This window comes from Polaribacter sp. R77954, from assembly GCF_044595335.1.
In the GTDB taxonomy this organism is placed as follows: domain Bacteria; phylum Bacteroidota; class Bacteroidia; order Flavobacteriales; family Flavobacteriaceae; genus Polaribacter.
Genome location: NZ_CP138992.1, coordinates 953564 through 980284 on the forward strand (window position 1 = coordinate 953564; position 26721 = coordinate 980284).

Genomic DNA, 26721 nt, shown 5'->3' on the forward strand with positions numbered 1-26721 from the left:
AAATTGGAAAAATATAAAATGAAGTCTAAAACTTAAAAAAATAACCCGAACAAATTCCCTTTCCTTTGGAAAGGGTTAGGGATAGGATTATGAAAACAGCATATATAGTACAAGGATATAGAACAGCAGTAACCAAATCTAAAAGAGGAGCATTCCGTTTCAAAAGAGCTGATGAATTGGCTGCTGAAACGATTCAACACTTAATGAAAAACCTACCTGAATTCGATAAAACAAGAATTGATGATGTAATTGTAGGAAATGCAATGCCAGAGGGTTCTCAAGGATTGAATATGGCACGTTTAATTTCTTTAATGGGATTAAAAATTGAAGAAGTTCCAGGTGTAACTGTAAATCGTTTTTGTTCTTCTGGATTAGAAACAATTGGTATGGCAGTAGCTAAAATTCAATCTGGAATGGCAGATTGTATCATTGCAGGTGGAGCAGAAAGTATGAGCTCTGTGCCAATGACAGGTTTTAAACCCGAATTGAATTATGATACAGTAGCTGCAGGTAACGCAGATTATTATTGGGGAATGGGAAATACAGCTGAAGCTGTTGCAGATCAATTTAAAGTTTCGAGAGAAGATCAAGACGAGTTTGCCTTAAACTCTCACTTAAAAGCGTTAAAAGCACAAGAGGAAAATCGTTTCCAAGACCAAATAGTTCCTATTGAAATTGAAGAAACGTATATAGATGCAAAAGGTAAAAAAGCCACAAGAAAATATACAGTTACTAAAGATGAAGGCCCTAGAAAGGGATCTAATATTGCAGGTTTACAACGATTAAAACCAGTTTTTGCAGCTGGTGGAAGTGTAACTGCTGGTAATTCCTCTCAAACTAGTGATGGCGCTGCTTTTGTTATGGTAATGAGTGAAGAAATGGTAAAAGAATTGAATATAAAACCAATTGCAAGAATGGTAAGTTATGCTGCTGCTGGTGTGCCTCCAAGAATTATGGGAATAGGACCAGTTGCTGCAATTCCAAAAGCTTTAAAACAGGCAGGTTTAAAACAAGAAGATATTAACTTAATAGAATTGAATGAAGCTTTTGCTTCTCAATCTCTAGCTGTAATTCGTGAATTAGGTTTAGATGCAGATATCATCAATGTGAATGGTGGTGCAATTGCTTTAGGTCATCCATTAGGCTGTACAGGAGCAAAATTGTCTGTTCAACTTTTTGATGAAATGCGCAAAAGAAATATGCAAGGAAAATACGGAATGGTAACCATGTGTGTAGGAACTGGACAAGGAGCTGCTGGTATTTTTGAGTTTTTAAATTAAAAGCCCCTCCTAACCTCCCCAAAAGGGAGGAACTGAATACGGAATCAAAATGAAAAAATATTCTAAAAATATATAATTAATTTATAAAATCCTACTTACCCTTGGTAGGTTTCCCCCTTTGGGGGACAGGGGGCTAATATGGAAGCAATAGAAAATAAAGAAATTTTAAGAGGTGGACAATTTTTGGTGAAAGAGTCTAAATGTGAAGACATTTTTACACCAGAAGATTTTACTGAAGAGCAAGTTATGATGAAAGAAGCTGTAAGAGAATTTACAGATCGTGAAATTGTAGCTCATAGAGATCGTTTTGAAGCTAAAGATTATGCTTTAACAGAAGAGGTAATGAAAAAAGCTGGTGAATTAGGCTTTTTAGGTGTGGCTGTTCCTGAAGAATATGGAGGAATGGGAATGGGCTTTGTATCTACTATGATTACTTGTGAATATATTTCTAGTGGAAATGGTTCTTTAAGTACTGCTTTTGGTGCACATACAGGAATTGGAACGATGCCAATAACTTTATATGGTACAGAAGAACAGAAACAAAAGTACGTTCCTAAATTAGCTTCTGGTGAATGGATGGGTGCTTATTGTTTAACAGAGCCAGGTGCAGGTTCTGATGCAAACTCTGGTAAAACAACTGCTGAAATTTCAGAAGATGGTTCATCTTATAAAATAAACGGACAAAAAATGTGGATCTCAAATGCAGGTTTCTGTAATTTGATGATTGTTTTTGCGCGTATTGAAGATGATAAAAACATCACAGGCTTTATTGTAGAATATGATGCAGCAAATCCAAATGGAATTACTTTAGGAGAAGAAGAGCATAAATTAGGAATTCGTGCCTCGTCTACTAGACAAGTATTTTTTAATGATACTATTGTACCTGCAGAAAATATGTTATCAGTAAGAGGTGGTGGCTTCAAAATCGCGGTTAATGCATTAAACGTTGGGCGAATTAAATTAGCGGCAGCTTGTATTGATTCTCAAAGAAGAGTGTTAACCACAGCTTTAAAATATGCTAACGAGCGTAAACAATTCAAAACTCCGATTGCAAACTTTGGTGCTATCAAAGCTAAATTAGCTGAAATGGCTACGAATACTTATGCAGGAGAATCTGCAAGTTATAGAGCTGCAAAAGATATTGAAGATAGAATTGCAATGAGAATGGAAAATGGAAATACACATCAAGAAGCAGAATTGAAAGGTGTTGAAGAATATGCCATTGAATGCTCAATCTTAAAAGTAACCGTTTCTGAAGATGTACAAGCTTGTGCAGATGAAGGGATCCAAATTTTTGGTGGAATGGGCTTCTCTGAAGAAACACCAATGGAAGCTGCTTGGAGAGATGCAAGAATTGCGCGTATTTATGAAGGCACAAACGAAATTAACAGAATGCTTTCTGTAGGTATGCTGATTAAAAAAGCAATGAAAGGGCATGTAGATTTATTAGGGCCTGCCCAAGCTGTTGCTGATGAGTTAATGGGAATACCTTCTTTTGACACTCCAGATTATTCAGCATTATTTGCAGAAGAAAAAGAAATGATTGCGAAAATGAAGAAGGTTTTCTTAATGGTTGCTGGATCAGCAATTCAAAAATTTGGACCAGATTTAGAACAACATCAACAATTATTATTGGCGGCTGCAGAGATTTTGAACGAAATATATATGGCAGAATCTACCTTATTACGTACAGAGAAAAATGCAAAACGTTTTGGTGAAGAAGCACAAGAAGGGCAAATTGCAATGGCAAAATTGTATTTATACAATGCTGTAGAAATCATCACAAAAAATGGTAGAGAAGCTATCATTTCTTTTGCAGAAGGTGATGAGCAACGCATGCTATTAATGGGCTTAAAGCGTTTTACTAAATATGCAAATTACCCTAATGTAATTGCGTTGAGAAATACAATTGCAGAAAAATTAAAAGCAGAAAATAAATATTGTTTCTAAGATTAATTATCAAATTAAAAATAGAAAATAACTCAATTTATTAGTCGCAATAAAAGTTTTAAAACTTAAAAAAGTTTTAAATTTAGGTTGTTTGTTAAAAAAGACCATTTTAATTAATGGTCTTTTATTATATTTGCAAATCGAATTCCCCAATGTATTAAAAAGAATTCAGTACAACTATGAAATTAAAATTAATCTCAGTTGTTGCTTTTTTGATGATATTCGGGAGCTGCAAAGAACCAAAACCTATCGATATTAATACCGATAAGTTATTAGAAAATATTAAAACGCTATCTGATGACTCTTACCAAGGAAGGGCATTTTCTAGACCTGGAAACAAGAAAGCGCAACAATTTATTATAGATAAATTTACAGAGTTAGGCATACGCCCTGCTATCAACAATAATTATCTTCAAGAATTTTCGCATACTTTTAAAGGTAAAGCAAGGCATGAGGTTTTTCCGATGGTTAAACGTAAACCTTTAAACGATTATTCTAATGTGCCAGACACCACTGCTGCTGGTGCTAATGTAATTGCAATGCTTAAAGGCCAAACGAATAAAGATTTTATAATTACTGCACATTTTGATCATTTAGGTGTTAGAGATGAACGTATTTATAATGGTGCTGATGATAATGCCTCTGGAACTGCTGCTCTGTTTACCATTGCTGAATATTTTAAAGATAAACCAACACAACATAATTTAATTTTTGCAGCTGTAGATGCTGAAGAAATTGGCTCTTTAGGTGCTGAATATTTTTTAAAAAATTATAGCAACAAACCAAATATTGCATTAAACATCAATTTAGATATGATTGCTCATAGCGATTATGACCCAGAATTGTTTGCATCTGGCTTGTATCATCACCCAAATTTAAGAAAACCTTTAGAAAAGATTTATTCTGAAAAAATCATGCTTCTTTTTGGGCATGATGATCCAGAAAATAAAGCACAATCAGATTGGACTTTTTCTTCAGATCATAGAGTTTTTCATAAAGAAAAGCTTCCTTTTATCTATTTTGGTGTTCCAGATCATAAAGATTACCACAGGCATACAGATACTTATGGCACTATAAACGAAGAGTTTTATATAGAAGCTGTAAAAATCATTATTCAAGCTATTGAAAATTTTGATGTAAAACTAAGTAAGTAGTAAAAAATTCTACTTTTAACATTATAAAAAACGATAAATAAGGAAACTTGTCTATCGTTTTTCTTTTTTAACAATGTAAATATTGATAGAAATATAAGTTTTCCTTAATTTCGACTCATAAACCTCAACTTACACGTTAATTATGAAAAAAATAGTATTCTTTTCATTGATTTTAGCATTTATGATGCCTACTACAATGGAAGCTCAAAAGAAAAAATCAAAAAAAAATCCAACTGAACAACCACTACAAAAACCAAAAAAAAGTAAAACACCTAAATATTCAGACTTTGTAAAAGCAGCAACAAAAACTGATGATGGCCTTTTTAAAGTGCATCAAAACAAAAGTGATTTTATATATGAAATCCCTAAAAATCAATTGGGTAAAGAAATGCTTTTGGTTACTAGAATTAAAGAAATTCCGGCTGGTTTAGGAGGTGGTTATGTAAATGCTGGTTCTAAAATTAATACACAAGTAATTGTTTGGGAAAAATTTCAAAATAAAATTTTATTAAAAGTAAAATCTTACGATGCTGTTGCAAACGATTCTTTACCCATCTATAAATCTGTAAAAGCAAATAACTTAGAACCTATTATTTACGCTTTTGATATAAAAACTCAAAATGCTGATTCTACTGCTGTTTTGGTTGATGTTACTAAATTGTTCTCATCAGATATAAAAGCCATCACTGCTTTACCTTCTTATTATAGAAAAAGATATAAAGTAAGAAGATTAGATGCTTCCAGAAGTTTTATCAACTCTATAAAAAGTTATCCTAAAAATATTGAGGTTGTACAAGACTTTACTTTTGATGCAGATGCACCTCCAAGTAATTCAAGCACAAATACCATAACAATTCGCGTAAATCAATCTATGATTGTATTGCCAGAGCATAAAATGATGCCAAGATTGTATGACAAACGTGTTGGTTATTTTTCTATTGGTAATGTAGATTATAGTTCTGAAGCCTTAAAAGCCGATGATAAAAGATATATTAGACGTTGGCGTTTAGAACCAAAAGACATTGATGCGTATAATCGAGGAGAGTTGGTAGCACCTAAAAAACCAATTGTATATTATTTAGATCCTGGTACACCAGATAAATTGAAAAAATACATTAAACAAGGTGTAGACGATTGGGCTAAAGTTTTTGAAACTGCTGGTTTTAAAAATGCAATTATGGCCAAATACCCTCCAACTAAAGAAGAAGACCCAGAATTTAGTATGGAAGATATTCGCTACTCTTCTATAAGATATGTAGCAAGTACAACCAGAAATGCCACAGGGCCAAGTGTTTCTGATCCAAGAACAGGAGAAATTATTGAAAGTGATATTATTTGGTATCATAATCATTTACGTTCTTACAGAAATAGATATTTATTAGAAACTGGTGCTGCAAATCCTTCTGCAAGAACATTAAACACGCCAGATGAAGAAATTGGAGAAATGATGCGTATGGTAATTTCTCATGAAGTTGGGCACGCCCTAGGTTTACCCCATAATATGGCTGCCAGTTATGCATATCCAGTAGATTCTTTACGTTCTGGAAAATTTACTCAGAAAATGGGTATTGCAGCAACCATTATGGATTATGCACGCTATAATTATGTTGCTCAACCTGGTGATGAAAACATCAGATTTATTCGTCAGTTAGGGCCTTATGACCATTATGCTATCAACTGGGGATATCGAAAAATTCCATCGGCAAAAACTCCTGAAGATGAAGTAAAAACTTTAGATAAATGGATTGAAGAAAAAGCAGAGAACCCTATTTATAGGTTTGGAGGACAACGTTTTGACCCATCTGCGCAAACAGAAGGTATTGGTAATGATCAGGTAAAAGCATCTACCTACGGAATGAAAAACTTACAAATAGTTGCCAACAATTTACCAGAATGGACATCAAACCAAACTAATAATTATGACGATTTATCTGAACTGTATGGTGAATTATTAGGAGTATGGAATAGATATGTAGGCCATGTTACAGGAAATATAGGTGGTGTGTACGAATACAATAAAAAGCCCACACAAAAAGGTTTGGTATACCAACCTGTGCCTAAACAAAAACAAAAAGAAGCAATGGCTTGGTTACAACAAAATGCATTTAAAACCCAAGATTGGTTGTTAAATCCTAAAATATTAGCAAATATAGATGAAAGTGGTTATACCAGTAGAATGCTCCGTTTACAAAACAGGCAATTGTACACACTATTAAACCCAACAAAATTATCAATGATAATTGATGCCGAAATTATTGATGATAAAACGTACACTCTTTTAGAAATGATGCGTGATTTAAGATCTGGTATTTTCTCAGAACTAAATTATGTTAAAAATGTAGATCTTTTTAGACGAAACTTACAAAAATCATACATTAACAGATTAGGTTCATTACTTAATAATGATGAAATTAAAAACTCTGATATTTCGTCTATCGCAAGAGGAGAATTACAAACATTAAATTTTCAATTAACCATTGCAAAAAACAGAAAAGTAAATCGAATAACAAAATATCATTATAACGATTGTTTGGCAAGGATAAAAGAAATTTTAAATCCGAAGTAAAAAATAGTTTTTACAAAGCAAAAAAACATTTAGACGAACTTTTAAAAAGTCATCTAAATGTTTTTTTTATCGATATCAATTTTAAAAAAAAGTTTTTTAAACATTTTTGTAACCTATATGTAAAAGCATTCGTCAAAGCTACAACATAATAATAAAAATCAATTTAAAACTTTAAAATAACAAATTATGGAAGAAGTAGCTGTATTAATTATAATTTTTGGAACATTATTCGGTATCATTTATTTATTCTTTTCAACTAGAAATAAAGAAAGAATGGCCTTAATAGAAAAAGGTGCAGATGCCAGTATTTTTATGAAAGGGCAACCCAAAAATGCTGCACCTTTTTGGAAAGTGCTTATTTTAAACCTATCACTTTTATTAATGGGTATTGGCTTTGGGGTATTTTTAGCACTTATTTTAGAAACCTATACAAGTTTAGATGGCGATGCTATTTACCCAGCAACCATTTTTTTTATGGCTGGTGTTGGTTTGTTTGTAGGCTTTACACTTACCAAGAAATTAGACAAAGAATAACTATTCTTATAAATTCTGTTAAAACCGCCTTTATAATTAAAGGCGGTTTTTTTATGCATTAGAAAGTTAGTATCTTTAAGGAACTTTTTTAATATGAGTAAAGAAAAGCAAAATTCAACTTTTAAAGAACTTCTAGATAAGTTACAACAAGAAAGTTGGCAACTAGAACTACTAATTTCTGGTTTTGCAATTTTAGGCTTATTCTCTGCTACAGATACTTTGTCTTTAAAATTCGAGATAGCACAACACGACCAACATTTGGCAGAAAGCTTGGTTTGGTTTGCACTTAGTATTTCATGTTGGATTTTGATTGCTAATTTACTAATTCACGTAATTTTAAGAGGTTTATGGATTGGTGCATTGGGCCTACGCTATATTTCTGGTGATATTGACTATGAAGTTCTTAAATACTCCCCAAAATTCACCAATTACCTAAAAAAAAGAATTGGTTCTTTTGATAATTATATTGCAACTTTAGAAGACTATTGTAGTATTTTATTTGCGGTTTCTTTTCTCTTTATTTTTTATTTCTTGGCCAGTTTTTTATGCTTTATTACCTTACTAACCATAATTTTTGTATTCTTAGATAATGATTTTGAAGGCTATTGGGAAAATATTTTTTTAGTTATTGGAATTGGATTAATGATCTTTACATTAATTGGTATATTATTAACCTTTATCGATTTTTTAACGCAAGGCTTTTTAAAACGTAAAAAATGGACTAGTAAAATTTATTTTCCGATTTACAGAATTTTTAACGTAATTACTTTATCGTTTTTATACAGACCCTTAGTTTATAATTTTTTAGATAATAAATTTGGAAAGCGGCTAAGTTTTATTCTTGTGCCAATTTATATTGGCATTTTATACTTAAGTTCTTTTAAATATACAAATTCAAATTATTTAAACATCAATAGAAAATCCTCAGAATTTGTGGCTAATTCAAACAACTATGATGAATCAATTCTAAAAGAAAACGATTTTATAAACAAAGCCACCATTCAATCTAAAGTAATTACAGATAATTATCTAAAAATTTTTATTGTTTTTAATGATAATTTAGAGGAACGATTATTTGATTACAACCCAAGTTTAAGGCCCAAAAACGATAGAAGAGGTTTAAGTTCTGGTGTGGTTTTTAACAACAATTACGATATTAGTTTTAAGAAATTAGATAGTCTAAGAAAAGCCTATTATAAAACTTTTAATCAGGTGTATTTAACCAAAATAAATGATACTTATTACAAAACGAACTACGTAGTTTCATCAAGCAAAAATAAAAAATTAGGATTCGAAACTTATGTTACCATAGATAGCCTAAAAGAAGGTAAACATTTGTTAAAAATCAATAGAAAATACATCAACAATAAAAAAGATACTATTTTACGAAACGTAGTACAAATACCTTTTTGGAAATTCAAAAAATAAACAAATGAAAAAAATTACTCTCTTACTTTTACTAGTTACAAGCATTACTTTTTCTCAAACCGATCAAAAAATTTATGATATTATCAATGCTGTTTCAGCAGATAGAATTAAAGCTGATGTAAAAAAGCTAACTGAATTTGGTACACGAAATACGTTTTCTGATACCATTTCTGATACTCGTGGAATTGGTGCTGCAAGAAGATGGATAAAATCTGAATTCGATAAAATTTCTAGCACTTGTAACAACTGTTTAAACGTTTTTTATCAAAAAGATTTGGTAACCAAAGCAATGGGTAATAGAGTTCCTCATGATGCTTACGTTGTTAATGTTGTAGCCATTCAAAAAGGCACAAAATACCCAAATAAGTATATTATTATGAGTGGTGATATTGATTCGCGTGCAAGCAATACTATGGATTTTAAAACAGATGCACCAGGCGCAAACGATAACGCTTCTGGAATGGCTGGAACCATAGAAGCTGCAAGAGTTTTAAGCAAATACAAATTTGAAAGTAGTATTATTTATGTTGGTTTATCTGGTGAAGAACAAGGACTTTTTGGTGGTGCAGGTTTGGCAAAATATACCAAAGAAAAAGAATGGGATATTATTGGTATTTTAAATAACGATATGATTGGAAATATTGAAGGTGTAGATGGTGTAATTGATAATAGAGCTTTTAGAATTTTTAGTGAACCTGTACCTGCAAACGAAACCGAAAGACAACGCAGAATGCGTCGTTTTTATGGTGGTGAAGTAGATGGAATTTCTCGTCAATTGGCTAGATATGTCCACAAAACCACAAAAACGTATATGCCAGAAATGAATCCAATGATGATTTATAGATTAGATAGATTTGGACGTGGAGGCCATCATAGACCTTTTAACGATTTAGGTTTTGCAGGAATCAGAATTATGGAAGCGCACGAAAACTACACACAACAACATCAAGATATTAGAACTGAAAATGGTATTAATTATGGTGATACTTTTGAACATGTAAACTTTGCGTATGCAAAAAAATTAACAGCTGTAAATGCAATTAATTTAGCTTCATTGGCTTGGGCACCAGAAGCACCCAAAGAAGTTGCTATTGGTGGTATTGTAGAACCTTCTGTAAAATTTAAATGGAGCAAAGTAGCAGGTGCTAAAGGTTATAAAATTTACTGGAGAGATACAACCTCTCCTACTTGGGACAATTCAAGGTATGTGGAAACTACAGAATTTACTTTAGACGGAATTGTAATAGACAATTTCTTTTTTGGTGTTGCTGCTGTTGGCGAAAATGGTCATGAAAGTGTTGTTGTTTTTCCGAATAAAGTATTTCGTTAATTATAAAATTTTTTTCTAATGAAATCTTATTGGGGTTTTGCAATTGTAATATTTTTTGCTTGTAAAAGTGTACAAGAAAAAATTATAAAACCATCTTATATCCATTTTAAAATAGAGAAAAACACTTTAATTGTTAGTGCAAAAAATCCGCTTTCTTGCCCAACATTTATCACTTTTAATAAAGGTAGTTTAGACACTGTAATTCATATAAATCCGTTTCAAGAAAAAGTGATTTTAAAACTACAAGACACGCTACCAGATACCTTAAAAGTTTTAAAAAAATACAACCCTATCATGAAGTATGGTAGTTATCCGTTTAAAAAATACGATACTAGTTTTAATTATGGCTTGCCTTTTAGCAAGGGCAAACGCTATAAAATTATGCAAGGCCATTTTGGTAAATTTTCACATAACTCTAATTTCTCAAAATATGCCATAGACTTTAAAATGAATGTTGGGCAACCAGTTTGTGCTATGAGAGATGGTGTTGTTGTAGCGATTAAAGAAGATTCTAACGAAGGTGGAAAAAACAAAAAATATTATGATAAAGCCAATTATATTTTAATCTATCATAAAGATGGTACTTTTTCACAATATGTACATTTAAAACAAAATGGTGCAGCTGTAGAAAAAAATGATTCTGTAAAAAAAGGTCAAATTATTGGGTATTCTGGAAATACAGGGTTTTCTACAGCACCACATTTACATTTTGGAGTATTTAAACCTACCACAAACGGGTTTGTTTCTATACCATATCTGTTAGATTCTATACCTTCTGAAAAGTATAAAAAAGGAAAATACGCTTTTAATAATTAAATTAGTCTTGTAAAAACTCACTAATTTCTTTTTCAGTAATTATTGGGTTTGCTCCATCATTTTTAGCTACTAAAGCCCCAACTGCACAAGCAAAATTTAATGCTTTTTGTGGTTCTTCTTTAGCTATTAATTTATGAATTAAAGCAGCCAAAAAAGAATCACCAGAACCAACAGTATCCTTTACTTTAACTAAAAAACCACTATTATAATATAAACTACCTTCAAATAATAAAACTGCACCATGCTCACCTTTTGTAACGCAAATGGTTTTTACTTTTGTTTTTGATGCTATAAAATGCAAGTTTTGTTCTAAATTATGATAAGGAGATCCTAAATCTGCACCTATTTCATACAATTCTTCATCATTAAATTTAATAAAATCTGCCTTTAGCATTAAATCTAATACTGTATTTATATCGTAGAAAGGTTTACGAATATTAACATCAAATATTTTATATGATGCAACTTGTAAAAGCTGATGCAATGTGTTTTTAGAAACCTGATCTCTAGCAGCTAAAGTACCAAAAACAAAAGCATTAGCCTCTTTTACCAAGGCTAATGCTGCCAATGTTGGCTTTATTTTATCCCATGCTTTTGGGTGTTGAATTTCATAGCTTGCTACGCCTTTTTTATTTAAAGTAACTGCTACTTTACCAGTATCAAAATCATCTAAAACTTGAACATTACTTGTGTTTATATTTTGTTTTTGTAGATAATCTAAAATGGGTTTTCCTAATTTATCATTACCAATAGCACTGATCAAAGCAACCTGATTAGAAAAAGACTGCAAACGAGAAGCTACATTTAAAGGCGCTCCACCTATTTTTTTAAAAGTGGGAAAAACATCCCACAAAACTTCACCAAAAGAAACAAACTTATTCATTATTAATAAATATTCGATTCTGAAGTTCTTTGATTAATAGAACTTCTAAAAACATTTAACATTCGTTTTGCAATACCTGTCCACCCAAAATTACGCCTTGCAAAACGTGCCCCTTCTACAGACATTTCGTTACGCAATTGTGGATATAATAATGGCATTGCCATCATTGCACCAAACTCTTTAGGCCTATGAGGATCTGCAAATAATGCCTGATTTCCAAAATCAATCAAATCGCATAAACCACCATGTACAGTAACCACACTTGGTGTTCCACAAGCCATAGCTTCTATGGCAACCATGCCAAAAGGTTCGTATCTAGAGGGCATTGCAAAAATACTTGCAGAACGATATACGTTTGCCAAATCTTCATCTTCAATATAATTTTTCCATTTAATTTTATCCGTAACTCCTATTTCAGAAGCCACTTGTTTTAGCTTTTCTATACCTTCTCTATCTTGCTTAGAATCTCCACCAATAGCAGCAACCAATCTTGCTTCTGGGCATAATTCAAAAAGTGTTGGTAAAGAATTTATTAATAAATCATAGCCTTTATTGTGTGCCATTCTACCCAAAGCCAACACGTCTGTTGGTTGAATGTCATATTTTAAACGTATTTTATCATTCTCTTTAGAAGGTACAGGAAAAAAACGATTTTCATCTATTCCTGGAGGAATCATACTGCAATTTTTAGGCAATACATCGTATTGCTGAATTAACAAATCTACTTGTGGTAAAGTGGTTGCAATTACAAAATTACACATTTGGTATACAAAGTATTCTTTTCTAATTCTTTCTTTAAAGCGATAGGTTTTTTCCATCTCTTTTTCATCCATATCACTACCCATTGTGTGCTGTTTCCACCAACCTAATGAATGTGGTGTATGTACATGACAAACGCCTAATTCTTCCGCAATTTTTTGACCTGCCCAACCTGCATCCCAATAATGAGAGTAGACTACATCATATTTTTTGTTTTCTTTTTTAATAGCAGCCAAGGTATTGGTTACAAACTTTTTAAGATGATCGTGCATGTCTTCTTTTCTGATAAATTTTTTACCTCCAAAAGGGATTCGCCAAACATCGTAATTTTCATTTACATGATCGTATTCTGGTTGATCTTCGAATTGACGCGTAACCAAATCTACTCTTTTGCCAAGTCTACTAAATCGTTCTGCTAATTCTAAAACATAAACTACTTGACCTCCTGTATCTGGTTTTCCTAATTCAGCATTAGCAGCAACATAGCCATGTAAAGAGATCATTAATATCGATTTCATAATTTTATTTTTTTGTTTTCGTTAATTTTAATTCGTGACAAGCAGAAATATATTGCGCAGCAGACCAAGCTTGGTAAGCTTTACCCATTGGTTTACCTGTTACACCATGTGCCCACTCTGTAAACTCCCATTCATTATTAATACCTTCTTTATTGATTAAAGCCAACTTGTGTAATTCTGAAATTGCTACATCTCTAAAACCCAACTTGTTCACAAATTTTACCCAAAAACCACCAACAAATGGCCAAATACCTCCATTATGGTAATGATTTGGTAGGTTCAATAAATTTACGGTGTAATATGGACGCCAATCTGGATCTCCAGGACTTACTACTGGATATACATTTGATACAGGAAATGGATCATTAACCCCTACACCTAACATAAATTTAAACGTTTGATGTGCTTTTTCAGCATCAATAGTACCGTGTAAAAATGCAAGTACATTGCCAAAAACATCACACCTCCAACTAAAATCGAATGGTGTTGTTTGGGCTATAAGATAAGAGGTATCTCCTAAGGTGAATTGTTTTTCTGCAAATGAAACAGACTGGAATAATTGTTGTTTTGTAGAGGGCCAAAAATTATCTACAATTTCTTTTTTTATTACTTGAGACCACCTGATATATTCGCCTGCATCTTCATGATTTCCTAACATTTCCATTAGCCTACCAAAACATACATTGGCTCTGTACCAAAGTATTTCATCATACAAAATATTATAACTTCTACCAAAAAGATCTGTCCAGTCTCCAGCTTCTGGAATTTCTAACAATGCATCATTATTACTATCATGTGCACCTAACCAACGCATTGTTTCTTTGATATCGTTTATATATTTTCTTAAAAAATCGAAATCTTTGGTTACATTAATATATTCATAAAACGCAATAACTACCCAAATACCACTATCAATAGAACAAATACCCCCAACACCAGAATAATCGGGTTCGTTATTTTTTATACGAACGTTTGATGGAATTTGACCATTTCTTGATATATGCTCCAAAAGTGTTTCTAATGTTTTACGTTGGCATTTATGAATTTCATCATCATGTACTAAAGACAAAGAGCCAATTACTGTTATAGCACCATCTCTTGCCCAAACACTGTAGTAATTTTCATCTGTACCATGAGCTGTATTATCTTCTATAGAACAGGCTGAAAAGCCTAAAGGTGTTATGTTTTTCTTTAAAGCTTCAATGGCTTTTTTATACCCTTCTTGAATAAGTGCTATTTTTTCGTCATCATCTTCTAAAGCAATTATATCTAATTCTTTCTGTATAAAAAAATCATCTGAATGGTCTATAACAGTATCTTCTTTAGCTTCTGTAGGTAAAATATCAAAATAAATTAGCCCCTCTATGATACCATCTCCTTTTTCTTTTTCTGAATGGTATACATTTTTATATTTTGTATAGTCGTATAACTCTTTATGCGCATTAGCTACTACAATTCCGTTTACATTGGGCAAGTCAAACATTGCAGAATCATTTCCACTATCTCCTGCAACTATAACCTGATTAGCACTTAACTCTAATCTGTTAATTAACCATTGCAAAGCATTACCTTTATTGGCAAATTTTGGTAAAATGTCTAAAAATTTATTACCAGAATACACCACATTCAAATCCATGCCTTCATCAACAAATTTTTGAGAGATGTTATCTATAAGTTCTGCAGAAGCATCATATAAAAAATAACTTCTTTTGTAAGAATGCTGAAATTTAGAAGGTTGCTCACTTATAGGATGAGCAATGGACTGAATTACTTTTTCAACAGCATTAATTTCCCAACCATCTTCTAAAATATCGTTAAATTCCTTTTCTGTAGAAGCTTGTTTGTAATTATAAATATGCGTACCCACACCAGAAATAATGTAATCTGGCTCTGGAAGCACTTTTTTTTGTATTAAATCTAGCACATCTTCTATTAATCTACCTGTATTAAAGGTGAGTAAAACATCTGTTGGTTTGCCATATTTTTCCCAAACTTTACTAAAATTACTCTTAAAGGTATAAAAATCGATAAGCGTGTTATCTATATCAAAAGAGAGTAATTTTAAAGGTTTCATTTGCTTGTTTTCTTCGATCATTATGATTTTAAATTGGTTCTGAATCTCTAATTTAAAAATTTTTAAAGAGGATATGAAACATTAACCCTTTTATATTTATAGTATTAAGGATATAATAAAATTATGAATTGATAAGTATTGTATTGAAAATTATTACTCTTTTGATTAATATATATACAATACCTATAACTGCTAATTATCTGTTTATAAGATAAACCAATAGCTTTTTGTTTAATTATGATAGTATTACTTTTATATTTGTAATATAAACTACTAATCATGAGAAAAACATTTTACATATTGCTTATTTTGGCCTATCAAGTTACTTTTTCTCAAGTTGAAAAAGCTGAAACTTCATTATTAAATGAAAACATTTTTGAGAATAAATTAAATAAAAATTCGTTTACGGGTAAAAAAACACCTTTAAATCTGTTTCCTGAAATAATTAATTTAGAATTAAAAGATATTAAGAACAATTCAGAAGGTAAGTTTTCATTAAATGATAACCATAAAAAATATTTTATTGTTGAAAAAAATGAAACTTCCATTTTTGATAAAAATAAAGAAGTTAAAAAAACTGAAATCAGTAAAAATTTATCTACTAACGTAAAAAAAGAGTTTGTAAATACGGTTATACGCAAAAAAATTGCAGAAGAAATTGAAAAATACATGCAAATTAATGAAGCTTTAACTTATGGTGATCGAAACATGGAGTTCTACAAGAATTATATTGATCTAGAAAACAAACTCATTATTAGTACACCTATAACCCCTAAAGTTGAAGCTCAAATTGGTAAAGATATTTATCCTTTTTTGAATAAAATACTAAAAACAGAATTAGACAAAACTTTACAAAACAGTTTAAATCTATTTGTTATAAATTTTTAAAATATTATTTATTTATTATTTTTGGTTGATTGATAAATTGGCACCTTAATTATATTAAGGTGTCAATTTTATTGTATTGTTCAACCTTGTTTTGTAACAATTTCTATTCTGCTATTCTTTTAGATTGCTATAAAATACAATCTATTAGTTTTTAATTCATACCTACCATTACATTTTTCGTTGATAAAAATCAGCTTCAATTTCATCAACATTTTTTATTGTTTTCTTCACCCAATTGTAATATAAATGCTCTTTTTCTTCTTTGGTAAGTTGCCAATTTATAGTAGAGTTTCTCAATTTTGTAGTAACGTCATGCAAAAGTATAGCAACTGCTACAGATATATTTAGACTTTCTGTAAACCCTACCATAGGAATTTTTAAAAATCCGTCTGCATTATCTTTAACATACTCAGAAACACCATCTGCTTCAGAACCAAAAACAAAAGCTGTTTTTTTATGAATATCAAAATCTTGTAATAAAGAATCTGTATGTGGTGTTGTAGCTATTATTTGGTAGCCCTTTTTTTGTAATGCTTTAAAACACATTTGCGTATTGTTTCCATCTGATTTATATCTGTGAGAGGTAATCCATTTTTGTGAGCCTTTAGCTACGTATCTAGAAATTCTGTTTACATATTTATTTTCGATAGCATGTACATCTTGAACACCAAAAATATCGCAAGTTCTTACAACAGCACTCGCATTGTGTGGTTGATAAATATCTTCTAAAACAGTTGTAAAATGGCGTGTTCTATGCTCTAATACCCTTTTAAAAGTATCTTTTCTTTTTGATGTTAGATAGGTTTCTAAATATTCTAAAAGTTTTTTATCAATCATAAACACAAACTTATGATTTTATTCTTATTTTTAATTAAAGTAAACAAACATTAAATTTAAACTGATGAAAAAAATAGTGGTGTTAACTGGTGCTGGAATTTCTGCTGAGAGTGGCATAGAAACTTTTAGAGATGCAGATGGTTTATGGGAAGGACATGATGTTATGGAAGTGGCTACACCAGAAGGTTTTAAAAAAAATCCAGAATTGGTTTTAGATTTTTACAATCAACGCAGAAAACAATTATTGAGCACAAAACCCAATAAAGCCCATTATAATTTGGCTGCACTAGAGACTTATTTTGATGTTGAAATTATTACTCAAAATGTAGATAATTTACACGAAAAATCTGGTAGTACTAAAGTTACTCATTTACATGGAGAGCTTTTAAAAGTAAGAAGTACAAAAGATGAAACTTACGTTTTAGATTGGGATAAAGACCTTCTGTTGGGCGATTTATGTAAGTATAAAAGCCAACTAAGACCTCATATTGTTTGGTTTGGTGAAATGGTACCTATGCTAGATTATGCCATTACAATTACCCAAAAGGCAGATATTTTAATTATTATTGGTACCTCTATGCAAGTATATCCTGCTGCTAGTTTAATAAACTACATACAGCAAGATACACCTATTTATTTCATAGATCCTAAACCCTCTGTTTCTGAAAACGATTTTAATAACTTAAAAATAATTAAAGACGTGGCTAGTTGTGGAACAGATAGTTTGGTTAAAATTTTAAAGCAAAATGCTATTTAACTTGCTTGTTGAAAGTGGTCGTAAATTTCTTTGCAACCTCCACCAACAATATAGAATTGTTTTTGTTTCGTAGTCGCTAATTTTAATAATTGCTCAATAGCATGTAGTCCTTGTTTATCAATTTCTATAGCTTCTTCAATATTTAAAATTATTCTATTTTTTTTGTTGATTTTTTTGGTGAAGTAATTTAGTAGTTTTGTTACGTTAGGTGTAATTACTTTACCTTTTACATGATAACTACTTTTTTTTCTTGAAATTTTGAGGGACATAATATATAAATTTAGTTAATAATTCTTGTTTTTCTTCTGCCTATTTCTGAGATAAACAAAATCTCTGCAAAATGAATTAATTTAAAAACTGTAGAACCAAAACTCCAATTAATTGATTCATTAAGTATTATTTTTTGTTCGTAATGACTCTTCTGCTTTGATTTTTCTAATAATTTGTAATCTAACTCTCCTAAAGCATTAATATTTAGAGTAGCTATTATTATTGATGTCCAAACAATTAAAAAGTTTTTCATGGTATTTTGCTATACCATAAAATTAATAATTCTATTTTTTAATACTTTAAAAATTCGCTTTTTACACTTTACCTAACGTTGAATACGTGTTTTATTGCGATTAATGTTTTATAGTAAATCTAATCGTTTCATCAATTCTGGTCTGTTAGACCTACTTACAGGAACCACATCTTTTTTTATTAAAACACTATTGTCTTCTATATCTATAATCTTTTTTACATTAATAATATAAGAACGATGGACTTTTAAAAACAAAGAATCTGGCAATTTTTCTTTTATTTTTTTTAAGGTGGAGTGTACAACATAGTCTTTATCTTCAGTTTTAATATGTATATAATCTCCTTTAGCTTTTATCAAATAAACTTTAGACAAATCTATTTTAATCAATCTTCTATCAATATTTACATAAAAATCATTTTTGATTTCTATTTCTTGTGCTTTGTCGTCAGCCTCTTTATTTTGATTTAAATTTAATTTTTGTGCTTTTCTAATGGCTTTTTCAAAACGGGGTAATTCTATTGGTTTTAATAAATAGTCTACAATAAAATCATACTCAAAAGCTTCTATAGCAAATTTAGGATCTGAGGTAGTAAAAATTACTTTACATGGGTCTTTTAGTGTTTTTATAAAATCTAAACCACTAAAATTGGGCATGTGTATATCTAAAAATATGAGGTCTACTTGATTACCATTTAAATATTTAATTGCATCTATAGCACCAGAAAATTCTTCAACAAGATTTAATGATTTTACTTCATTACATAGCGTTTGAATAATAACTCTTGCCATTTTCTCGTCATCTATAACAATACAGTTCATAGAGGTTATCTGTCTAAATAGTTTTTAAATATTGAGAAATCACTGATAGAATTTTTTCGAAATTATCTTTTTGACTGATGTTTAATTGATGTTCTCTCAAATTTTCCTCAAACTGATTAGCTTTTTCATAATTTTTTTCGAGTCCCAAAATACTAAATTTATGTTTAATTCGATGAACATTTGCTTCAATTTCTTTAAAATTTTCTTCTTCAATACTTTTAAAGTACTCTTTTATTTCATCCGGAAACTCTGCCTTTATAACATCTATTAAAGTTTGTTTTATAGATTCATCTCCTCTTGCCAATTGGTTAATATAAATTAAGTTAGGTTTTTCCAAATCTATTTTTTTAATGTAAATACAAAAGTAGTGGCTACGTTTGGTACTGATTCTAATGAAATTTTTCCATTGTAAGCTTCTACTATTTTTTTAACTATAGATAAGCCAATTCCTGTGGCTTTATAATTGTTCTCTAATTTTTGAAAAGCAATAAAAATTTTATCAAAATACTCTTTATCAATTCCTTTACCATTATCTTTTATTTTAAATTTCCAATAATCGCTATTATTTTCAAAGCTAATGTTTACATAACCTTTATTTCCTTTATCGTTAAACTTAATTCCATTATCTATTAAATGAAAGAAAAGTAGTTCGATTCTTTGGTAATCGCCATAAATTACGGGTAAGTTATTGGGGTAAGTAATTTCTATATCTTCTGGGTTGTCAATGGTAAGTATTAAATCGTCTAAAAGTATGTTTAGGTCTATTTCGTAGCGTTTTTTCTCTACTTTACCAATGGTAGAATATTGTAAAATACCTTTTATAAGCGTATCCATTTTTTCTACATTTTCAATAATTAAGTTTACAATTTCTCTACCACCTTCGCCTAAATCATTAAAATAATCTTCTTTCATCCATGCTATTAAGGCATCTATACTTTGTAAAGGCGATTTTAAATCGTGAGAAACCATGTGTGCATAATCATTAAGCTCTTGATTTTGTTTTTCTAAGCTTCTAACCAATTTATCTTTTTCTTTATTGATTTCGATAATATCTTTGGTTTGGTTGTCTATAAAATCGGCTAATTTTAAAGAATCTGAATTTTCAATATTTTTTACCTCGTCTAAATTATAAAATTTTAAAGTATTAATTACATTATTTAATTTAGAAATCACCTTTTTTTGCGATTCAGTTTCTTCTGTTAATTTTTTGTTGAATTGAAAAAGTTCTTCTGAACTAATAGAAGCCGCTCTTTGTAACATGGCAAATTGCTCATCATAATTATTATAAGATTTATCTACTGCGTCTAAAAACTTTTCTAGATCTGGGCTAGAATGCATTTCTTTAGGTAGGTATTTTCTTAATTGTCTTTTTAAAAGAGAATTCATTATTCGCTAATTAGGGTAATGACGATTGTTTGGTTGTGAAGTTGGCAATTTTTTTCGCCATTAAAAGGTGCTATTTCTCCATAAGAATAAAAACCGCAAACGGTTACTTCTTTACCTATTACCTCTACAACTTCTTCTACTTCTTCTTCTACTCTTTGGTCTAAAACTAATTTTCTACCAATACAACTTACCAAAATTGCTAAATCTGGTTTATTTTCTCTATAATTTAAGGCTTTTAAAGCACCAACTTCTGCTGCATTTACAATGCTATCTACATTAGTCATCATCAGTTGCACTTTAGATCCTTCTTTAATATCACCAGCCAAAATCATAGAGTTTTGATCTTCATTGATATTTAAAATTGTTCTAACAATAGATTTTTTTTCATCAGAAGATTTTACTTTTAGTGGATATAGCAAGGCTGCACCTGGCAATTCTTTAGATTTTTCTCCTAAGTATTTTTTATATAAATCTAAAGCAGACTTATTATCTAATTCGTAAAGTAGGTTATCTTCAGATTTTGTTACCACACGTTCAGGACCAAAAGGTGTCCAACCTCCATTTGTAGCAAAAGAAACTTCTAACGTATCTCCATACAAACCAACAACAACAATTTCTCCTTCTTTTGGTTTTTGATTGTAAGAAGCTAACGTAGTTTCAAACCTAGCCCCATCACCACATAAAGCACCTGTAATCAATAAATTGTCTTCTGTAGCTGTATTCATACCAATAGTTAATTGGCTTCCGTTTACAAAACTACCTTCAGAAACAGCAAAAACATACTTTAAATTTTCTTGTGGTAATTGTTGTATTAGTTCTTTACCAACAAGATTGCTATCAATTTTTTGATCAGCATTTGAAACATTAGCTGTTTTAATTGTAAAAGTACTTTTTTCAAACTCAATAGCGGTTATGGTAATAGACTCGTCATCTACAGAATAAGAAGTAATGTCTCCAGAAGTTGAGCCAAAAACAAAATGACCATCATTAAAAACTGCTCTTATTTCTTTATAGATATTTTCATCTTGTAACATGTATCTGTTACCAAATACCAAAACCAAAGGTTCTTTAAGTGAAATTGCTTCTGATAAATATTCTAGCTTTTCATTTCGAACTTTTTTTAATTGAACAGTTTTCATTTTCTTTATTTTTTGAGGGTGAAAATAAATAGTATACTAAACCTACACTTGGTTTTTTATTGAATCTATAAATGTGCTTGGTATAAATCTACAATCTTTTTAACAATTTTTAAACCTATATTTAAAGATTCTTTCTTTTTATTTTAAAGATTTTTCCTGTAGCAATCTATTTTTTCGATTATTTTAACCCTTTTGTATGATTATTTTTCACTTAAAACTCTGAATTTTAAGGGTATATTTTTTTATTGATTAAAAACCTAACTTCTGTACCTTCTTCATTAATTTTTTGCATCGTAATATTTGCAGTAGCATTAAAATGCGAAAAAGTTTTATTCATTAGGCCTAAACCAAAATGATGCATAGCTCTAGAAGATTTATAAATCATAATTAAATTATTCTCTTCTTTTTTTTCTATGATAAAAGTTGGCAGTTCTGCTTTTGGAAATATTTTTTGAACCTCAACATGAATATGATTTTCTATAGAAGACAACATTTCTATAGGATCTTTGTAAGTAGATAAAAGATTTCCATAACTATCTTGTAATACAGAGAAAAAGTGCTCTCCATAAACCAATAATAAATCGTCTACAGGTATAAGGGTGTTACTACTTAAATTTTGTAGTAATTGCAGCATTTCTGCGAAACTATAAGTACCTATATTACTATATAAACCTTTAGAAGATAATTGAGATTCAGAGATAATTTTATCTAACATTTCTAAACCAAATTTTTTTTCGACCAAATCTAAAAACTCGGTAAATACAATGCCTTTCATTTACAGTTTTCTTAGTTCATTTACACTCCAATAGGCTAAAACTGTCTCTATTTTTTTTACATATTCCTCATATTTTAAAGGCTTTAATATGTACCCAGACATACCTGTTCTATAACACTCTAATAAATCTTTTTGGTTGCTAGATGTGGTTAGTATAATTGTTGGTATGTGTTTTAAATCTTCATTTGCTTTAATAATTTTCAGAAATTCAATTCCGTTTATTTTTGGCATATTTAGATCTAATAAAATAATATCTGGAATATTAGATTTGTCTTCTAAAATTTTTAGAGCATCTTCCCCATTTTTAGCTTCTTGTAAAGTATGCTTTAATTTTAATAATGAAATGGTTCTTTTCATTTTCATTATTTCGATTAAATTATCTTCTACCAATAAAACTTTTAAACATTTTTCCATATGAAATGATACCTAGGTTAAGGGATAAATGAGTACTAAAATAACGTTAAACTGGTTTATCTCTAACAATAGCGTGTTAAAAGGCATAAAACCTAGGTTAAAATGCAAAAAAGTATCGATAAACTGTTTTTGTAAAAAAAACGGGGAGTTTTAGCCTATTAACTGACTAAAATAGTCATAAATTTCTCCTTTAGAAATGGTACTTCCTTTTTCTACTAAATCGAAAATTTCTTTGTTTCTATCTTTGGTGTACGATTTTGATCCTTTAAAAATATCTACAGAATTGTCCATAGGGTTTTTCATTAACCACTCAAAACCTTTTTGCTCTAGTAAATTAATATCCCAATTGATTTTTATGGCTATTCTATGTATTTGATTTTCATCGCATTTAAACAAATTTGCTGATGTTTCAGAAAAATGTTCGATGTATTTGGTTTTAGTTAATACATCATTCCAAACAATGTCAGAAAAAATATTCATTTCCTCTTCTGCAATTTCTGGTTTTTCTGTTTTAATTTGATTCCATTCTTTTACATCAATACTTTGTGTGGCTAAAAAATGGGCGAATTCTTGATGCAAACCTTCAAATTGTTCTTTGGTAAGTTGTCTGTATTTCATACTTAATTTATGAGTTTAAAACCTTTAATTTTACCGCAAAAATAAGAAAAGTATTAAGAGTGTTTCTTTTTGATTAGACATAAAAAAAGGCCTTTCAAAAAATTATGAAAGACCTTATTTTCACAAGCAAAAATTTTTACTTTTTCATAAACTTTTTAGTTACTCTTTTTCCTTTTCTTGTTTCTATCTGCATCAAATAAATACCTGCATTTAAATTTGATACGTTTATTTTTTTTTGATTTAACACCATTACCTTTCTTCCTAATACATTATAAATTTTAATAGTTTCAATTTCAATATCTGTCGCAACATTTAACACATTTTGTACAGGATTTGGAAAAACCTTGAATGTGTTCTGCAACAAAATTTCGTCGTTTGTGCTTGCTGTAGCACTAAAATTGGCTGTTATTGACTTATCTGCATCCATAGTAACTGTTGTTGTTATGGTAGTTGCTGTAACATCTCCTGTCCATTCTACAAACCCAAAATTATTATCAGGTATGGCTGTAATTGTTACTACAGTACCATCATCATAAGTACCATTTATAGGATTTGGATTTGTTGTTACTGTACCATTTGTTGCTGTTATGGTTAATGTTCTTTTTGTTATCCCTACTACTTTAGATTCGTAGGCCCCCATATCTACAGCTGTACCAAATATTCTAGTTTCTCCTGCTAGATCTAAGTTAATATTTGTTGGGACTTTAGAGTTATCTCCGGCATTAACAGCTGGTGACGAAGATTGTAATGTAAAATCAGTAGTACTTGTAAACAGTGGATTTGAATTAATATTCCCAGAAGTTGTGGATAAATCAAAAGAAGTATCATCTGAAAGCGAGTTAGATACTGTAAAAGACCCTACACCAGAACTAATATCGTTACCAACCGTTAATAGTGTTTGGTTATTGGCATTTTTGTTATTCCAAAATATACTATTGTATGCTTTTACATCAATACCAGATTGAGCACTAATAAGTGTTGCACTAGTGTTTCCACTACTTGCATTGTCATTATCAACAAATGTACTATTGGTTATAATTACAAATTGTTTTGAAACTTGAGCTCCTCTAAAATACATAATTCCTCCACTTGAAATTCCCGAAGTTTTAGCTAAAGTATTGCTGTCAAAAAGACAATTGGTAATGTTTGTATTTAGTCTACCATTTGTTGCAACATAAGCTCTTGTATACAGCACTGTTGCAAACGTTGCCAAATTATTTCTAAAAACTGTATTTTCTACATTGATAGTTCCTAATTTATCTAACACTCTAATAACACCCCCTCTAATACACAAATTATTTTCTACAATAGAATTTCTTAAAGTAAGATTTACTGGAATAGAAAAATTTCTTGGAATAACGGTTATAGCTGCTCCTTCTCCTCTTGGGTTAACACCTGTAGCAGAATTAACATCTGCAGTACCACTTGTTAAGGTAAAACCATCTATAGTAACGTTGTAAGTATCAATTACAAATAATTGATACAAATTGTCTGTTCTATTAACTCTAGAAAAATCATTTCCTGTATCATCATCATTTACATCACCATTAATAATAGTTTGATTATTATTGATATCTCTATCTAAAGGGCTTTTTTCGTTTCCTGCAAAACCACCATAAATAGTAGTAAAATCCTTATCAATTAAAAACCTATTAAATCTGCCTCCACCACCAAGAACTGGTTTATGAATTCCTTTAGCTACCCAAATTTCTTTGGTTGGATCTGCATTAGTTAATGCAGTTTGTAAATCTGTAAGTGCATTTGACCATGAAGATCCATCGTTATTTCCTGTTGCATTTTTATCAACATAAGTAATTTTAAAAGGTGCATTTCTTATTGATGATGAGGTTTCAAAACACCCTAGATCAACTTTATCTGCTTGTAACCTTGTATTACCTAGTAAATCTTTTGTTATTCCTGAAGGAATTTTACTGTTATCTCCAACATTAATTGCAATGGAATTATGCTGTAGCGTAAAATCTTTAGAGTTTTTAAACAATGGGTCTTCACTACTATTATTTATATTGATAACACTAGTGTTGTTATGGGGTAAATTTGTTAATCCTTCTTCTGAAATTGAAGATTCTATTTGATATAAGTTTGCATTTTGTAAAGATGGATGATCATTACCAAGGGCTCTCATTGGATTATTGGAAGCGTCTTGATTCTCCCAAAAAATAGAATTGAAGGCTTTTACTCTAACTGAACCATTACCTGCTTTATTTGCAACTATAATAGAAGAACCAGCTGACCTAGTTATATTTGTATTTCTAGCAAATGTACAATTAACGATAGTAATATTTTGCGGAAAATTAGGGTCTTGTCTAAACCATAACAAACCATTGTCTCCATTTCCAGATGCTGCTTCTAAAGTATTACTTAAAAATAAAGAATTGGTAATATTTACATCCAATGTACCTCCTAATGCTCTAGTATATTTTCCAATAGGCGTCGTTTTTTTCATTTACATGTTTATAATAACCATCTACAGCTCCTTTAAGTATTGCAATATCTACTTTATCTTTAGTTGTAAGCGTATAAGCGTCTTGTTTTACTTTCATACTTTGTAAATACTCAAAAACAAACTTTTTCAAATCCATACCTTCTGCTTTTTTACAAGCAGGACTTGTACATTCAGAAGGTGTTTTATTCATAGCAGCATCTTTTAGTTTATTCATAAATGCACCAAATTTCTTTTTCTTCTTTTTTCCAGAGGTGTTTTTTCCTTCGCTTCCTTTTGCGCCTACTCTAATATAAATGGCATCAATATCATTAAAACCAATGCCATCTTTCTCTTTCCAAACATTGCCTAGTTTAAAAATATAATCATTTATAGCTACATAACCTTTTCTCGAAATTCTATCTACAAGAAGAGAAACATTTGGGTATCCTATAATTTTATGAGATTTAGATTTGGTTACATCAATAGTAGCTATCCCTGCCAAATCATTTTTTGAAGCTGCTACTAATTTAAAACCAGCATTTATATCTTGAAACTTTACAATTTCGGCTTTTAATTGATATTGTTTTCCTGCAATAACTTGTTTACCATTATCATCTTTATATACAGAATAATAACGTTGATATATTGCACTCTCTCCATGAGAAGCTATGGTTTCATAAAAGTTTTTTTGTGAGAAGCTTGCTAAAGTTGTTAAACAAACTAAAAGTTTTAAAATGTTTTTCATTTGATAGTTTTTTAGATTAAAACCTAAATATCTATCAAATTAAGACTGTTGTTGCTGCTTTTTTAGTGAAGCGTAATAATTTACT

25 protein-coding genes are annotated in these 26721 nt (G+C 30.2%); 10 read left to right on the forward strand and 15 right to left on the reverse strand.

Annotated features, from left to right (window positions below):
* Positions 1–89: 89 nt before the first annotated feature.
* From SJY27_RS04125 to SJY27_RS04160, 8 genes are all read left to right on the forward strand, one after another.
* Entirely contained in the window at positions 90–1280 is a 1191-nt protein-coding gene (locus SJY27_RS04125) for an acetyl-CoA C-acyltransferase (RefSeq protein WP_397446992.1), read from the forward strand.
* Between the two features lie 138 nt (positions 1281–1418).
* The gene (locus tag SJY27_RS04130; RefSeq protein WP_397446993.1) at positions 1419–3230 is read left to right on the forward strand and encodes an acyl-CoA dehydrogenase family protein; all 1812 of its coding nucleotides are present in this window, start codon (positions 1419–1421) and stop codon (positions 3228–3230) included.
* A 179-nt stretch (positions 3231–3409) separates the two neighbouring features.
* Entirely contained in the window at positions 3410–4384 is a 975-nt protein-coding gene (locus SJY27_RS04135) for a M20/M25/M40 family metallo-hydrolase (RefSeq protein ID WP_397446994.1), read from the forward strand.
* A 142-nt stretch (positions 4385–4526) separates the two neighbouring features.
* Positions 4527–6950: a zinc-dependent metalloprotease gene (locus tag SJY27_RS04140; RefSeq protein ID WP_397446995.1), complete on the forward strand. Its 2424-nt coding sequence runs from the start codon at positions 4527–4529 to the stop codon at positions 6948–6950.
* Positions 6951–7136: 186 nt separating this feature from the next.
* Positions 7137–7484, forward strand: a complete 348-nt coding sequence (locus tag SJY27_RS04145; protein ID WP_397446996.1) for a DUF6249 domain-containing protein — start codon at positions 7137–7139, stop codon at positions 7482–7484.
* Positions 7485–7577: 93 nt separating this feature from the next.
* Positions 7578–8912, forward strand: a complete 1335-nt coding sequence (locus SJY27_RS04150) for a hypothetical protein (protein ID WP_397446997.1) — start codon at positions 7578–7580, stop codon at positions 8910–8912.
* A 4-nt stretch (positions 8913–8916) separates the two neighbouring features.
* Positions 8917–10242 carry a M28 family peptidase gene (locus SJY27_RS04155; RefSeq protein WP_397446999.1) on the forward strand — a complete coding sequence of 442 codons (1326 nt, stop codon included), beginning with the start codon at positions 8917–8919 and terminating at the stop codon, positions 10240–10242.
* Between the two features lie 18 nt (positions 10243–10260).
* Positions 10261–11058 carry a M23 family metallopeptidase gene (locus SJY27_RS04160; protein WP_397447001.1) on the forward strand — a complete coding sequence of 266 codons (798 nt, stop codon included), beginning with the start codon at positions 10261–10263 and terminating at the stop codon, positions 11056–11058.
* Position 11059: 1 nt separating this feature from the next.
* Here the strand turns inward: SJY27_RS04160 and SJY27_RS04165 are convergent, their stop codons facing one another.
* From SJY27_RS04165 to SJY27_RS04175, 3 genes are read right to left on the reverse strand one after another with little or no spacing between them, the layout of a single operon-like run.
* Positions 11060–11941, reverse strand: a complete 882-nt coding sequence (locus tag SJY27_RS04165; RefSeq protein WP_397447002.1) for a carbohydrate kinase — start codon at positions 11939–11941, stop codon at positions 11060–11062.
* A 2-nt stretch (positions 11942–11943) separates the two neighbouring features.
* The gene (locus SJY27_RS04170) at positions 11944–13218 is read right to left on the reverse strand and encodes a glycosyltransferase (RefSeq protein WP_397447004.1); all 1275 of its coding nucleotides are present in this window, start codon (positions 13216–13218) and stop codon (positions 11944–11946) included.
* A 4-nt stretch (positions 13219–13222) separates the two neighbouring features.
* Positions 13223–15313 carry an HAD-IIB family hydrolase gene (locus SJY27_RS04175; RefSeq protein ID WP_397447005.1) on the reverse strand — a complete coding sequence of 697 codons (2091 nt, stop codon included), beginning with the start codon at positions 15311–15313 and terminating at the stop codon, positions 13223–13225.
* A gap of 258 nt (positions 15314–15571) precedes the next feature.
* On the opposite strand from SJY27_RS04175, the gene SJY27_RS04180 reads away from it, so the two are divergent.
* A complete protein-coding gene (locus SJY27_RS04180; RefSeq protein ID WP_397447006.1) occupies positions 15572–16180 on the forward strand; it encodes a hypothetical protein in 609 nt (202 codons plus the stop codon).
* A gap of 168 nt (positions 16181–16348) precedes the next feature.
* Here SJY27_RS04180 and SJY27_RS04185 read toward each other — a convergent pair whose 3' ends face one another.
* The gene (locus SJY27_RS04185; protein WP_397447007.1) at positions 16349–17017 is read right to left on the reverse strand and encodes a TrmH family RNA methyltransferase; all 669 of its coding nucleotides are present in this window, start codon (positions 17015–17017) and stop codon (positions 16349–16351) included.
* 64 nt (positions 17018–17081) lie between these two features.
* On the opposite strand from SJY27_RS04185, the gene SJY27_RS04190 reads away from it, so the two are divergent.
* Positions 17082–17774, forward strand: a complete 693-nt coding sequence (locus SJY27_RS04190; RefSeq protein ID WP_397447009.1) for an SIR2 family NAD-dependent protein deacylase — start codon at positions 17082–17084, stop codon at positions 17772–17774.
* Here SJY27_RS04190 and SJY27_RS04195 read toward each other — a convergent pair.
* The 11 genes from SJY27_RS04195 to SJY27_RS04245 form a co-directional block, all read right to left on the reverse strand.
* Positions 17771–18043, reverse strand: coding sequence for an STAS domain-containing protein (locus tag SJY27_RS04195; RefSeq protein WP_397447010.1), 273 nt, complete (start codon positions 18041–18043; stop codon positions 17771–17773). The genes SJY27_RS04190 and SJY27_RS04195 overlap by 4 nt on opposite strands.
* 11 nt (positions 18044–18054) lie before the next feature.
* On the reverse strand, positions 18055–18297 hold the full coding sequence (locus SJY27_RS04200) for a hypothetical protein (protein ID WP_397447011.1): 243 nt from the start codon (positions 18295–18297) through the stop codon (positions 18055–18057).
* 108 nt (positions 18298–18405) lie between these two features.
* Positions 18406–19116, reverse strand: coding sequence for a LytR/AlgR family response regulator transcription factor (locus SJY27_RS04205; protein ID WP_397447012.1), 711 nt, complete (start codon positions 19114–19116; stop codon positions 18406–18408).
* 13 nt (positions 19117–19129) lie between these two features.
* Positions 19130–19453, reverse strand: coding sequence for an Hpt domain-containing protein (locus tag SJY27_RS04210; RefSeq protein WP_397447013.1), 324 nt, complete (start codon positions 19451–19453; stop codon positions 19130–19132).
* Positions 19454–19455: 2 nt separating this feature from the next.
* Positions 19456–20502 (reverse strand): ATP-binding protein, encoded by a 1047-nt coding sequence (locus SJY27_RS04215; protein WP_397447014.1) that lies wholly within the window; start codon positions 20500–20502, stop codon positions 19456–19458.
* Positions 20502–21641, reverse strand: coding sequence for an FIST signal transduction protein (locus SJY27_RS04220; protein WP_397447015.1), 1140 nt, complete (start codon positions 21639–21641; stop codon positions 20502–20504). Before SJY27_RS04220 ends, SJY27_RS04215 begins: the two co-directional genes overlap by 1 nt.
* Before the next feature lie 226 nt (positions 21642–21867).
* Positions 21868–22416 carry a heme NO-binding domain-containing protein gene (locus tag SJY27_RS04225; protein ID WP_397447016.1) on the reverse strand — a complete coding sequence of 183 codons (549 nt, stop codon included), beginning with the start codon at positions 22414–22416 and terminating at the stop codon, positions 21868–21870.
* Positions 22417–22830, reverse strand: coding sequence for a response regulator (locus tag SJY27_RS04230; RefSeq protein WP_397447017.1), 414 nt, complete (start codon positions 22828–22830; stop codon positions 22417–22419).
* A 150-nt stretch (positions 22831–22980) separates the two neighbouring features.
* Positions 22981–23448: a DUF6495 family protein gene (locus tag SJY27_RS04235; RefSeq protein WP_397447018.1), complete on the reverse strand. Its 468-nt coding sequence runs from the start codon at positions 23446–23448 to the stop codon at positions 22981–22983.
* Positions 23449–23584: 136 nt separating this feature from the next.
* Positions 23585–25912 (reverse strand): choice-of-anchor Q domain-containing protein, encoded by a 2328-nt coding sequence (locus tag SJY27_RS04240; protein WP_397447019.1) that lies wholly within the window; start codon positions 25910–25912, stop codon positions 23585–23587.
* Positions 25878–26636, reverse strand: coding sequence for a hypothetical protein (locus SJY27_RS04245; protein ID WP_397447020.1), 759 nt, complete (start codon positions 26634–26636; stop codon positions 25878–25880). The genes SJY27_RS04240 and SJY27_RS04245 overlap by 35 nt, the downstream gene beginning before the upstream one ends.
* Between the last annotated feature and the right edge of the window lie 85 nt (positions 26637–26721).